The organism is Paracholeplasma morum (genome assembly GCF_016907055.1).
Classification (GTDB): Bacteria; Bacillota_I; Bacilli_A; order Acholeplasmatales; family UBA5453; genus Paracholeplasma; species Paracholeplasma morum.
Window position 1 is genome coordinate 49,623 of the sequence record NZ_JAFBBG010000002.1, and the last position, 14,583, is coordinate 64,205.

The window sequence follows — 14,583 nt, forward strand, 5'->3', positions numbered from 1 at the left end:
GGTATTAATCAAACTCATCTTTAACGAATTTTAAAGCATTTTCAACAACAATATGCATGTCATAGTACTTATAATCTGCTAATCTGCCTCCAAAATAATGGTTCGGATAATGCTTCTTAAGTTCATTATAAGAGGCTAATATTCCGTTATTTATCTCATCGTTAATCGGATAAAATGCTTCTTTACTAAGTTCCCAGTTTTCTGGATATTCTTTGGTAATTATCGTCTTATTCGATTTTGCAGAATCAAAGTGTTTATGTTCAATAATTCTTGTATAAGGCACTGACACATCGGTATAGTTAATAACAGCATTGCCTTGGTAGTTTTCACTATCAAGAGTTTCTGTCTCAAACCTTAGTGAACGATAACCTAGCACCCCTAAAGCATAATCAAAGAACTGGTCGATTGGACCTGTGTAAACCACTTTTTTTGCAATCGAGTCGAAATAGGCTCGATTCTCATAATAATCTGTTGAGAGTTTAACCTCAACATTTTCCAACATTTTCTCAATGATGGTTGTGTATCCCCCTTCAGGAATACCTTGGTAAAGATCATTGAAATAGTTATTGTCATAGGTAAATCTCACTGGTAATCTTTTGATGATGAATGCAGGTAATGAAGTACAAGGTCTTCCCCATTGTTTTTCTGTATACCCTTTGATTAAGGTTTCATAAATCTCAATACCAACCAAGTTGATCGCTTGTTCTTCTAAATTAGCAGGATCCTGTTTGTGGTATTGTTTAATTTGAGAGTTGATCATAGCTTTGGCTTCATCGGGTGTTTTTGTCCCCCATAATTGGTAAAAGGTATTCATGTTGAAAGGTAAATTATATACCTTATCTTTATAGACCGCTAATGGCGAATTAATGAAGGGTTTGAATGTGGAAAACTGATTCATATATTCCCATACCTCTTTATTAGAAGTGTGGAAAATATGTGCACCATATTTATGGACATTTATGCCTTCTTGTTTTTCTGTATATATATTTCCTGCAATGTGTGATCTTTTCTCAATCACCAATACTTTTTTTCCTCTTTTTGCTGCTTCATATGCAACAATGGACCCATAAAGACCGGCTCCAACAATTAGATAATCATATAACATCCTTATGCCTCCCCTATAAACGGAAAAACAGATTCATAGAATCTGTTATCCTAATTTGACTTTCTTTGCTAAATACAAGTACCCTTTTATCATTACAAATCGTCTAATTCGCCAAGGTAAAAAGTTGACAAGAGTATTGTTTGAACGATATCTGAGGAACCTATATAGTCTTAAATCATCTTTCTTAATTTTTTTCCAGAGTTGTTTCAAGTCTTGTTTTCTTTCTTTTTCTTTACCTGATATCGTAAACATTTGCGTAATAATCATGATGGATGATAAGTAATGTTTGAAATAACTTCGTAGTCCTTTTGGTAATTTACTAATTTGACTGTACGAATAGGCAGAATAAATGACTTCATAAACTCTGATTTGTTGTTTATAACGTCTGGATATGTTATTTAATGTAACCGATTGGTCAGCTCTCCCAATAAAATATCTATAAAGCGGAATATTCATGTAGAATACATTTTTCACAAAAGGTAATGGCAAATAAGCCACTATATTATCTACATAGAAAGTATGTTCCGGTAATTCGAGCCCAATCTCTCTTAAAAGGGCTGTTCTAAACACCAATGCGTGCATTAACAGTGTTTTAGAGTATTTGAATTTCTTTTTCAACTTATCCCAATTGAAAACAACATTTTCTTTGAAGTTTTCGCTGTAGTCTCTGACAAATTGAGTGTTATCCTCAACATGTTCATAGACGAAATTGGTAATGTATAAATCTATATTTATTTGGTTATGGTGGTGGATTTTGAGTTGTTCTACAAACTTTAGGAGGGATGACTTATCTAACCAGTCATCTGAATCCACCACCTTAAAATATAGTCCTGTTGCATTTTTTAATCCAGCATTTACGCCAGATCCATGGCCACCATTAGGTTTATCGATCACTTTAACAGTGTTTGGATAATACTTTTCATACATAGTGGCTATTTCAAGTGTTTTGTCAGTCGAACCATCATTAACAATAATGATTTCACAGTCGTCTTTTATGACCAGTAAGGACTCAACGGCAGTATGTAAATAATCCTGTGAGTTATAGGATGGTACGACAAATGTAATAAGCTTCATAAAATTCCTCTGTTTTTCTAAACCGTTTCTTTTCTTTGTTTAAAGATAACTTTAAATATTGGAAAGAATACCCAGAATGATATTGCAGAGTTGATAATCATCGTGATGACATCTGCAATCACTTCACCTGTTGCATTCCATCCCCATGTAGTAATGAGTAGTTCATAGATTGGTGCTTTGTACAATCCTTGTAGGGCTGCTGCTGCAATTGTGATTACTAAGTAAGCAATGAAGTACCACATAGCTGCAATCCATGGATTGGTATTGGATTTAAATGTAATGTTTCTTTGTGCAAAGAAATTGATAACTTGTGCAATCCCAATAGTGATTTGGACTGAAAGGAAATATGCCAATCCCCCGCCACCACCAGCAGCTAACAAGCCAGGTGCGTAGTCGAATATATAATAAGGAGAACCATCGAAGTTTTTACCTACTTGCCAAATTCTAAAACTAGTAGAAATTAGATTAGTCTGTTGTAAGATTTCTTTAAATACTGGCATTAAAACCAATTGCAGAACTGTTACACCATTACTAAGCATGAAGAATACTAGGAATTGTGCAATACTAGGATGCTTTTCTTTAAATGAAGTCCAAATATTTTTGATGCGTTGTCCAAATTTAGACAACTTACTTTTTGATTCTTTTCCCATTAGGATCTACCTTCTTTTTTCTGTTTTTTGTTTCTTCCTTTAATAAACTGCTTAACGCCCTTAAAAAAATGGCCGTTGAACATTAATATCAAACCATCTAGTTGTTTCCAAGTGATCATCCCACCTGTTAATCGTGAGATATTTCTCATTGGATTATGATACAATGCCATTTGCATCATATTGGCCGTTTTCTTCTGACCGATTAAGCGCAAGAATCCATGACCGAATCTTACACCAAATGCAAAGAATCTTCCTGACCAACCTCTTGAATACTTGAGTTGTTGTACAGTTGTATTATAGTCAACTACCATTCTCTTTTTTTTGTAGAAAACAAACTCTGCCTTTGGAATATCTCTTCCTAATAAGGTTTTAAACTCTTTGTTTGGTATATTCAAAATGTTCATTTCCTTATAAGCTTTCAATTCATCTAAGGTGTAAGGTAATGTTGTCATGTTACCTTTTTGAATGATCTTGCGTTTCAAGCTGATGTCTTCACTGGAAGTTCCAATATAAATTTCATAGTCGCCTGGTTCAACTTCAAATTGTTTTGACTTGGCGTTGTAAAATCTAAATGAGTACTCGTCAAATGGGATAGAAACTTCTCTTTCCTCATTTGGTTTTAATGCAACTTTGATGAAGCCTTTCAACTCTTTTGTTGGGCGAAGAATCTTTGTGTTAGACTTTCCAATATATAACTGTGCAACTTCTTGAGCTTCGCAATTTCCAATGTTTTTAATTTTGAAACTTACCTTATGATCATCAACCACCAACTCCGAAAGATTGAATTTCGAGTAGGTCAGACCATGTCCAAATGGATATTTGACTGAAATTCTAGCTTTGTCAAAATATCGGTAGCCAACAAAAATACTTTCACGGTATTCAACTGTATTTTGTTTGCCTGGAAAGTAAGGTGATGAAGGAACTTGTTCGTAACTTACAGGGTAAGTTTCTGACAGTTTTCCACTTGGTGATACTTTACCAGTTAAGATATTAAGGGTTGCTTTTGCCCCAGCTTGTCCGGGTAGATAAGTATGTAATAATCCTTTAGCAAGTCTATCGAATGATGTATCAATCACTGAACCACAGGACAGTACAACCACGATATTTTTATTAACCTCATGTAAATGTTCTAATAGTGTCAGTTGATTTTGAGGTAGCATTAACGTCTTTCTGTCTAGGCCTTCGGTTTCAGAGTATTCGTCTAATCCTAAGAATAGTAATACAACATCTGCTTTTATAGCCAGTTTTTTAGCTTGGTTTAGTAATCTTTTACTTTTTCTTCCATATCTGTGAAAGCCTTTTGAAAACCCAACATAATTGAAATCATTATCTGATATGCTGTCTAGTATTGTGTCTACTTGTGTAGGGTTAACACCACTTGATCCAGCCCCTTGAAATCTTTGTTCTTTAGCAAAATCACCTATTATGGCCACTTTGTCTTTAGGTTTAATCGGTAAGATGTTCTCTTCATTTTTCAAGAGTACAATCGATTCTTCTGCTGCTTTTTGGGCAATACTATGGTGTAGTTCTTTGTTAAAAGTAACAGGTTTATTCTCAAAAGCTTTATGCGTATCAAACACAAGCGTTAAGACGCGGTCTACAGCCTGGTCAAGTTCTTCTTGAGATACTTTACCATCCTTTACTGCTTCAATCAGTTCTAGGGTTGTTTGACCACCCGATGTTGGCATCTCCAACTCTGCTGTTGCTTTTATCGATGCGACTTTGTCGTTTAGTCCGCCCCAGTCTGAAACGATTACCCCATCAAATCCCCATTCTTTTCTAAGAATGTCATTTAATAAGTGTGAATTTTCATTGGCATAAACACCATTGACTAGATTGTATGAGGCCATGATTGCCTTTGATTGTCCTTCTTTGACGGATATCTCAAAAGGCGTTAAATATAGTTCTCTCAATGCTCGTTCGTCAACCACAGAATCTGAAGACATTCTTCTGTATTCTTGGTTGTTTGCTGCAAAGTGTTTTACGGTTGTCGCAATGCCGTTACTTTGAACACCCCTAATAAACGCTGCACTTATTTTTCCTGCTAAGTATGGGTCTTCACTATAGTATTCAAAATTTCTCCCCGCTAGAGGGTTTCTTTTAATGTTGACGCCTGGCCCTAAGACCACGCTGACACGTTCAGCCACAGCTTCAACGCCAAGCATTGAAGAAAATGTTTCTACAATTAAAGGATTCCATGAATTTGCTATGGTTGCAGAAGTAGGAAAACATGTTGACTTTATGGATTCGTTTAGACCTAGATGGTCTGCAGCTGCTTTCTGCTTTCGTAATCCATTTGGACCGTCTGCCAGAAAGATACTAGGGATTCCTAATTCATCAATGTTTACAGTTTGCCAAAAGTCTTTTCCTGCTAACAGCTTTGCCTTTTGTTCGAGTGATAATTGGCTGATTATTTTTTCATTTTTCATAGTTTCCTCCTTAAGACTTTGTTACTTTATAAGCCTATGCTTGCTTAGTAACCTTCAATGACTTTCTAATTGCAAAAACACCCCATGTTGCAAATGACACTGCCACAACGGCATCGATACCATACATGATTTCGACCCAGATTGGCAATCTATATGATTTAACTTCCGCATTCATTGCATTAGAATTTGCTACTGTATATAATACGTTTTTTGCTGCGATTCTAAGGATAGTCATATCGGTAGCATTCGACTTTCTCGCATTCCATTCTTGTCCGAAGTTTTGGAGGTTCAAGTCACCACCAGCATAAGCCATTTGTTTTGAATCCATATGTCCGCCAGTATTAAAGTCACTAATTACGGTGCCTCTAAAGCCCCATTCATCTCTTAATACTTCTGTCAACAAGCGGTAATCTCCACCGGCCCATACTGTACCGATTCTATTGAATGAAGACATCATACCAGTTGTTTTACCAACTTTAACAGCATATTCAAATGGTTTTAAGTATAGTTCTCTTAATGTTTGTTCATCTAACCATGTTGTTACACCAGATCTTGATGTTTCTTGTTCATTTACAGCAAAGTGTTTAACCATTGTGTATACACCTTTACTCATGACACCTTGAATTTGACTGGCGCCTAACATACCACTTAAGAATGGATCTTCACTGTAATACTCACCAACACGTCCGCCAAATTGTGAACGGTGTAAGTTCATACCTGGTGCGTACCAACCTGAATAAGGGGCACCATCACCACGTTCATCACCAATTAATGCTTCATCGCCAACGGCTTCTCCTAGTTTAAATAATAGGTCTCTATTAAAGGTTGCTGCCATGATAGGTTCTGAGGCATAATGTGATGCACCATAAACTGAACCAGTTAATGGGTTAGACATAAAGTTTACGAAACCACTTGGTCCGTCTGCATCTGTTGTTCTTGGCTTACCAATGCTTAATACGTCAATCGTTTGGAAAGCACCTTTGTTAAATAAGTCAATCAATTCTTGAGCTGTAATTTGGTTTAAGATGTCTTCCCATAATGGATCTGAATAACTCTTACCAATCATACTTCTAAGCCCAACTTCTCCTGATTCACCAATGATTGGGAACTCAGAATAAGTATTTGGGTTATTTGTAGCTGTTGAATTAATCTTTTCATTTGTCGCAGCACTAATTACTTTTTCAATCGCAGTTCTTGGAGAAGGGAAAGTATTTTCCCAATCAGAACGAGATAATACAACAGTTAATTCGTCATCTGCGTCTTCAAATCTATTTTGTACTTCATTATCTGTGGTTTGATCTTTATCAAATCTAATGCCTGGGCTAGCCACATTCATACTAAATGAATCATAGAACTCATGAGCATTTCTTCCTAGACGAATTTCGTATTCCCCAGATTCTAGTTCATATCCCTTAAAGCCATTGGCGTTTAAATCTTTATGATCATATGAAGCAAAATCATAAGGGGTAAGTGTGATTGAGACTGTCTGGCTTTGGTTAGGTAAGATCGTTTTGGTTTTCGCAAATCCTGCTAAAACCACGTGTGATTTTTCTATACCGCCTTCAGTATAAGGGGCTGTTACATATATTTGGACAGCTTCTTTACCAGCTTGAGTTCCGGTATTGGTGACTTTTACTGATACAGTAATCTTTTTGTCTTTAGAAATACTTGTGCCATCAAGTTGAGTTTTATTCGTCAACTCTTGATCAAAAGTTGTATAACTTAACCCATATCCAAATGGGTATACTACTTGTTGATCATACCAAGCTTCTCCATCAGTGTAACCGCGTGTTTCGTAATATCTATATCCAACATAAATGCCTTCTTCATAGTCTACGAATGCATAGGCATAGTTTGAGATTTTATCTGTAATGGATGTATAGTTTTGACCATTTTTTTCAAGATAGTTACCGAAGTTTTGCCATGTAGGATCGTTTTTGTAGTTTCTAACATAGGTATCCACAGTTCTTCCAGAAGGATTGACTTCCCCTTTTAGTATTCTACCTAGAGCCATTATTCCTGTATCCCCAGGCGCCCCTATCCATAATGCTGAATCTATGTTTGCATGATACGCATAATGAGTTGGATCATCTAAGAATCCTGTTTCGATGGTTGCACTACTATTGATTACGATAATGACTTTATCAAAAATGTTTGCTACTTCATGGATTAAGTCTGTTTCGTTTTGATCTAGTTGTAAATAGTGATCAGTTTCGCTTCTAGCACCTGATACCAAGTTACCATCTTTATTAACCATGGTTCTTGGAAGGTCCCATCCTTCACCACCAATTCGAGATAAGAAAATGATTGCAGCATCGTTGTATGACTCAAAAGATGCCTTTACATCACTTGAATAGCTATTCCAAGGGGTTTCACCGGTTGAAAGTGAGATTGTTCCATCATTTTCCATTTTAGGATTCGATGGTCTTCCGCTACCTGAATCACTACTTTCATAAAAACTCTTAAGGGTGGGATTATATAGAAATCCTGCACTTTCTAAGCTTTCAAAAAGGGTCTTAGTATATTCCCCAGAGCCTTGAGCAGACCCTGAACCTCCATAGACAACATCTACTGAGTTTTTCCCAAATACACTTAGTTTGGAGCCAGCTGGTAACGGTAAGGATTGTCCTTCATTTTTTAGAAGTACAATGCCCTCTTCATTGATGAGTTCATTGATGACTTCACCATTTTCTCTAGCTTCTTTCTTCGACTCAAAGTCTGTGAAGTATATCTGTTCGATACCATCTGCGGTAATTCTTCGTTCTTTACCCCATAGATTACTGAACAAGTCATAAAACATGGATAAAGCTAAAATATTTACCACCAATAATAAAACTGTAACGACCGAGGTTACAATAACCCAGACCTTAGACTGTCTCGTTTTAAACATTCTTTTTAAAGTACTCATAATTTCCTCCAATATCCTTTATTAGTAGTTATCTAACTTAGGATTCCATGTTAATACTGCATAGGTTTCTAACTTAAGGCAGTCGATCATTGGTGCAGTAGCACCCATCGTTCCACCCATTAATAAATTATTATCTGTAATTAGCGTAAATGTATTCAAACCTTCTTTAAGACTGATATTCATAGAGATTACATAATCTTCAAATGGTAGTAATTGGTTAGAAGATTGTGAAGGAACTCCGATAAAGTAAATTGAGTCATACTTAATCGTTTCATCGTTCACTTTAATGGTATATACCGGTTCTTCTTCTAACATATTAGGTGTTCTTTCCGATTGAATGAAGAAATCTTTAACTTCACCTGACAATCTCAAAATGAATTTAACATTGTCGATTGCTCTATCTGAATAGATTTCGTAGTCGAGTGTGATGCCATTGCCATAAAGATAAGTTACAAAACGTCCATTACTAACTCCGGCATTTCCGGTGACATCTTCTACGATTGCGTCTGTTCCTGTTGCATTACCAGAGAAGCCCCAACCAAAGAAATCACTGAAGTCAAGATACTCTGCTTCAAAGACATGAACTTTTTGCCATTGTGCATATAAAGTCGTATTTTCTTGAATTCCTTTACTAAAGTCAAAGCCAACGAGTCCGCTAGATTCTATACTCCATCCTGCAAAAGTATAACCCACTCTTGAAGGCGTATTTGGTGTAGTGATCGCGTTATTTACATCCACTGTTATGTCACCAGGATTAATTGAATTCTCATAGTTATAGTCAAGTGTTAGCTTAACGACTTCTACCCATTTTGCGTATAGGACATAATCCTTATCAATTGGAGTTGATAAGCTAAATCTTTGAGTAAATGATTGGTCATCTATAAACCATCCTACTAATCTGTAGCCTTCTCTTTGAATTGAAGGTTGAGTAACGACTGCACCTTCAGTAACTTCAACAGTGATGCTTTCAGGTGTATTAGTAAAGTTGAAATTGAACTGTACATTATGTTTGATTGATACTGAATTATCAATCCATTTTGCATAAAGAATAACGCTAGTAGAAAGTATATCTGCCTCATAAGCAGCTGTGAGTTCGCTATTGGTAAACCATCCACCGAATGTGAATCCTTCTCTTGTTGGTGTATCAATTAAACTATGCTCTGTATTGATATCAAACATGCTAATGATGTCTTCTGTTTGTCCGTCGTTTAGTTTATAGGTAACAGAGATGCGTAGAACCCACTTGGCATATAACGTAATTTCTTCAGAAATCACCGTATTAAAATTGAACTTAGAACTATAGTTTTCATCTAAGAACCAACCATCAAAGCGATGATTATCTTTGGTAGGTTCAGCAGGTACTGAAAGTGTTTTGCCACTTTCAACTTGAACAGTAGTTTCATCTGATTCACCGATAACTAAATGAACCGAATGAGTAATTATTTGTTTACTCCATTTGGCAAATAGCACAAAATTATTCTTAGTAACTAAAGTAGAGAAATTATATTCATCCCCAGTTCCTTCTTCATTTGTATACCACCCATCAAAATTATATCCAGTTCTTGCTGGGTCAGTTTTAGGTTTACTTACTGGCGTGTTTTCATCTACACGTACCGTACCTGGATCATTAGTTACAACATCATCACCTGCGTTTACATCAAAAATAACCGTGTATTTTTCCTTGGTAGGTTCAGGTTTTTTCTTGTCACATGCTGTAACGATGCTTGCTGTTAATGCCAACAGTGTAACCAAAAATAGTCTTGCAAAAATAGTCTTTTTCATTTTTCCTCCTAATAGTAAGCAATGCTTTATTTAAACCTATATAAAGTAAATTCAGTAATTTACTAGATTTCTAAGTGAATATGAGTTGATTTGAGTTAAATAAATCAACCACTAGCAGGGTAGTTAGTTGCTACCCTGCTATGATTGATGTAATCTTGTTAAAAGCTATGAAACCAAATTAGAATTTCTTTTTGAAAACAACGAAGCCTACAGCGCATGCTGCAATAACACCTAACGAACCTAAAACGATTGAAACGATAATCATAGGTTTGTTTGGATCTGCTTTGGCAATCTCAGTTTGGATTGCTTCAATATCTTGATTTTGATTGTTAACAATTGTGTTTAAATTGCTTATCGCTTGATTGATTGTTGCAATACGAGCATTATCCACTTCATCTAATCCTTCAAGTGCAGTATTAATTTGTGCAATTGTTTGATTGATTGTAGCGATTAATCCTTCTGCTTGAGTAATGTCTCCATTAGAAGCAACAATTTTTGCATTGATTTCTGCAATTAGCTCATCAATTTCATCTAAAGCAAGTTGAAGTGCTTGTTCAGAAGCATCGATTGCAACCCAACCTGCGAATAATTCTATATCGGCATTAACTGCTGCTGAGAAGTCTGCAAGTGTTGTAGCTGCAACATCACTAAACCATCCAGTGAATACATAACCAGGACGATAAGGTGCTGCTAATGGACTTGCTGTGTTGCCTTTGAATACAGATAACTCTTGAGCAACTGCATTTTCATAGTTGCCGTTGAAAGTAACTGTATGATAATTAGTTGGATCGATTCCAGTTACTGTAATAGATACGGGAGTTTCGAAATCATAAACCGTATTTCCAAACCATGCGTTTCTTGCAACTACGTGTGTTCCAATTACAGCATTGAAAGTACCTTCTACGGTTGGTGTTCCACTAATTGAACCATCTGCGCCTAAAGTCATACCAGAAGGTAATGAACCATCTTTAAGGACATATTCAATCACGTTTACAGTTGAAGCTGACCATCCACTACCAACGCTCTTACCTAAATACCAATCAACTGAGCCGATTGATCCGTTAGCAGCGATGTTAAGTTCTACTGAATCTAAACCTGTTAATGTGAAGCTTGGAGCAATCGTCATAGTATGTTCTTGTGTTCCAGAAACATAACCACCTACAGCAGATGTAACACTGAAGTTATAAACGCCTGCACCAACTGGGGTACCAGTGATAATACCTTTAGTTGATAAACTTAAACCTGCAGGTAACACTGAGCCTTTAGCTACTGTATAGATTGCATCTGGCATTGAAGGTTGAGTTACATCTAAACCTGTGCCAGGAAGAGCAACACCTTGTGAACCCGTAAATTCTTTCTTATCTAGTGCAGATAAATTAATACCATTTTTCATTGCATTACTGTTTGCTTGTGCATATAGTAAGCTCTTAGCTGCAGTTCTTACTGCATACCATTGAGTGTAACTCACCATGGTATCACCTTTTACATAAAGTTCAGTTCCATCTTTCATGGTGTTTGCATCTTTATATGCTGCAGAAGGCCCGTTTACAGTTGATGTTGCATAATTAACTGTGACGCCTGTTGTAGCATAATCAGCGAAATCACGGTTATTAATCTTGTTAATGCTAACTGGATTGTTTGCATTAATAGCAGCACTTGATGTGCCAGTAGCATCATCTTTTGTCCATCTTGTACCATTAGTGATATCTTCTGTGAATGTTACAACAACATTTTTATTAACCGGATCCCATGCGCCTTCGACATTTCTACCGAATGTGTTATTCCATGAACCAAGTGGTGTAATGTTTAATCTTGCTGCCATATCTCCAGATGTTCCTGGGCTATAACCCCAACCGAACATATCTGTAACTGATGAATATCTAAATCCGAATTCGTCTCTTAATAAACCTTCATATAAGTTGTAATGAGAGGTAGTTGATAATAAACCAACTTTATTGAACGCACTCATAGAAGCTGTAGCATTACCAAACTTAATTGCATACTCCCAAGGTTTAGCATAGATTTCTCTTAACGCTTGTTCTGTTAGGAATGTACTTGCTGTGTAACGGCTAGTTTCTTGGTCGTTAGCTAGTAAGTGCTTCATGTAAACAGTGATACCTTTATCGGTTGCACCTTTAATTACTGCTGCACCAATTAAACCACTGTGAACACCATCTTGTGAATAGTATTCGAAGTTTCTACCTGCAGCAGGGTTACGGTGAATGTTTAGACCTGGACCGTACCAACCTTGAACACCTAAGAATAATGATTCATTACCTACGAATAAACCTTGTTTGTAAGCTAGATCTTTATTCCATGTAGATGCGATGTTCACTTCACTTACCCAGAATGTACCACCTTTAAGTTGAGCTGGACCATCTTGGTCGCTACTTGCAGGTTTTCCAATTGCATCTAGTTGTGGTGTCCTGAATTGATTTGATGTGATTAGGTTTCTAAGTTCATCAAATGTTAGTTGATTCATGAAATCATCCCATCTAGAATCTTCAAATGGTACACCAGACATATCATATAATTGAATAAGTGTTTTGCCATCTAATCTTTCAGATGCATCATTTGCTTGTGTCCAACCTACTAAATCAGTAGCAGTTTTGTACCAAGGGTCAGTTGGTAAGTCATTGAATGATGTGTAATAAACTTGTGATTGTAGAATATGAATAGCGTCATCTGTCCATTTAAGGTCACTTTCAACTGGTGCTTTTGGCATTGTGCCTGCAAAATCAGCTCTTGAGAAATAGGTCATTTCTGTTTCACTGACTAATGTTGTACGACGGCTGTCATAATAGTCTAAATCACTTCTTGTGCCATCCCAAACGCCATCACCTGTAAATTTAACAGTAATAGGATTTCCATTATCTGCATCTTTATCGTAATTAACTGCTGGACCAGCGACTACTGCATTAATAGTATCTAATGGTGTATTTGAATCGTCAAATGCTCCAATTACATAAGTACCTGGATCTAATTCATATCCAGCATGTAAGTTATTATTTGCATCATCATAGTCGAATGAAGCCATATATTGAACTTTAAATGTAACGCTTAGTGTTTGTGATTGACCCGGTTGTAATAATTTGGTCTTAACAAACTCAACTAAGTTTACACTTGCTTTTTCGATTTCACCGTTAATGTAAGGTGCGCTGTAATAAACTTGTACTACTTTCTTACCAGCTACCTTACCAGTATTTTCAACTTTAATGTTTAATGTGATATCTTTACCATAAGCTGTATTTAAAACACTACCTGAAACAAAGTTTGCTCCATCGTGTTTAACACTGTCTATTTCTACATTAAATGATGTATAGCTCAAACCGTAACCAAATGGATAAATAACACCGTCAATGCGGTTATAGTATAGATCGCCTGCATATTTTGCTGGAGTGTTTGCAATTCTATCTAGAACTGTAACACCGTTGGAATCCATATTAAAATATCCAGCTTCTTTTGCAGTTTCATACCACTTATAACCCATATAAATGCCTTCTTCATAGTCTAAAGTTGCATAATATCTTGCACCTTTTGAAGGGCCATCAGCACTAACAGTTCTCCCAAAACTGTCCATTACACGCGAATAGCTATAATATGCCCAGTCATTGTTGGCAATACCGTCTGTACCATTATTTAGAGGTGCTAAAACGTTGTTCGCATGACCTTCGCCTTCATAATGAGTAAATAATTTACCCGCGTCTGCGCCAGTACCTTCTACTAATTGGCTTTGAATGTTACCTTTGAAGTTTGCCCATGTTGGATCTTTTGCAAATTGTGCTGGGTAAACGTCACTGGTTTTACCTGAAGGGTTAATTTCACCAACAAGTGTTTTACCGAGTGCCATGATACCGGTTGTACCTGGATGACCAACCCAAAGGATTGAATCAACACCTGCATGATCTTCAAGCCATCCCATTTCAATTGGGTGAGCACTGTTAATAACAACAACCACTTTATCGAATTGGTTTGAAGCCATAGTGATTAGGGCTTTTTCATTGTCATCTAGTGAATAATAATGATCTAGTAAATTTGAATGTCCTACTACTTGATAAAGTGCAGCGTCATTAAATTCACTACCTGTTCTACTAATCACAACGATTGCAGCATCATCATACATAGCAAATGAGCTTTCTGTACCGTCTAAATCAGTAATAGGTAATTCTCTGTCAGAATTAGTTGCTGAATAAATATTTAAGAGTGTTGGGTTTAGTTTTAAACCTACAGCTTCTAAACTCTGTCTAACAGTAGATGATCCTACTGCGCTACCTCCACCAGATCCTGCACCACCAAGTATGATGTTGTCACTTCGTGTGCCGAATAAACTAACATACTTCTCACTTGAAGTAAGTGGTAAAGCGTTATTCTCATTTTTCATTAGAATAAAGCTTTCACCTGCTAGTTCGATGTTAAACTCAGCAGCTGCTTTTTGTTCTTCTTCGAATGAAGCAAAATCAGTAACATATTTTGCTTTTACGCCATCTTCGAAGGCAGCATAAGTTTCCATTGCAGTCGTAAATAAAACCAACTGCATGGCTAAAACAATGTACAATACTTTCTTGAACAATGTCTTCTTCATTTTTTTCTCCTTTTTTGCATTGTATTTTCGATAACCTTAGAAAGCGCTATCAA

General features: G+C 36.4%; 7 protein-coding genes. All 7 read right to left on the reverse strand.

Features of this window, described 5'->3' with window-relative positions; genetic code table 11:
* Positions 1-4: 4 nt before the first annotated feature.
* The 7 genes from glf to JN09_RS01650 all read right to left on the reverse strand — a co-directional run bounded on the left by glf (position 5) and on the right by JN09_RS01650 (position 14,530).
* Positions 5-1,105, reverse strand: a complete 1,101-nt coding sequence (gene glf / locus JN09_RS01620; RefSeq protein ID WP_204432045.1) for a UDP-galactopyranose mutase — start codon at positions 1,103-1,105, stop codon at positions 5-7.
* Between the two features lie 45 nt (positions 1,106-1,150).
* Positions 1,151-2,179: a glycosyltransferase family 2 protein gene (locus JN09_RS01625; protein WP_204432046.1), complete on the reverse strand. Its 1,029-nt coding sequence runs from the start codon at positions 2,177-2,179 to the stop codon at positions 1,151-1,153.
* A 17-nt stretch (positions 2,180-2,196) separates the two neighbouring features.
* A complete protein-coding gene (locus tag JN09_RS01630; RefSeq protein WP_204432047.1) occupies positions 2,197-2,829 on the reverse strand; it encodes a hypothetical protein in 633 nt (210 codons plus the stop codon).
* Positions 2,829-5,258, reverse strand: coding sequence for a glycoside hydrolase family 3 C-terminal domain-containing protein (locus JN09_RS01635; RefSeq protein WP_204432048.1), 2,430 nt, complete (start codon positions 5,256-5,258; stop codon positions 2,829-2,831). The genes JN09_RS01630 and JN09_RS01635 overlap by 1 nt, the downstream gene beginning before the upstream one ends.
* A 34-nt stretch (positions 5,259-5,292) precedes the next feature.
* Positions 5,293-8,166 carry a beta-glucosidase gene (locus tag JN09_RS01640; protein WP_204432049.1) on the reverse strand — a complete coding sequence of 958 codons (2,874 nt, stop codon included), beginning with the start codon at positions 8,164-8,166 and terminating at the stop codon, positions 5,293-5,295.
* 21 nt (positions 8,167-8,187) lie between these two features.
* The gene (locus JN09_RS01645) at positions 8,188-9,948 is read right to left on the reverse strand and encodes an InlB B-repeat-containing protein (protein ID WP_204432050.1); all 1,761 of its coding nucleotides are present in this window, start codon (positions 9,946-9,948) and stop codon (positions 8,188-8,190) included.
* A 178-nt stretch (positions 9,949-10,126) separates the two neighbouring features.
* A complete protein-coding gene (locus JN09_RS01650) occupies positions 10,127-14,530 on the reverse strand; it encodes a glycoside hydrolase family 3 C-terminal domain-containing protein (RefSeq protein ID WP_204432051.1) in 4,404 nt (1,467 codons plus the stop codon).
* Positions 14,531-14,583: the final 53 nt, after the last annotated feature.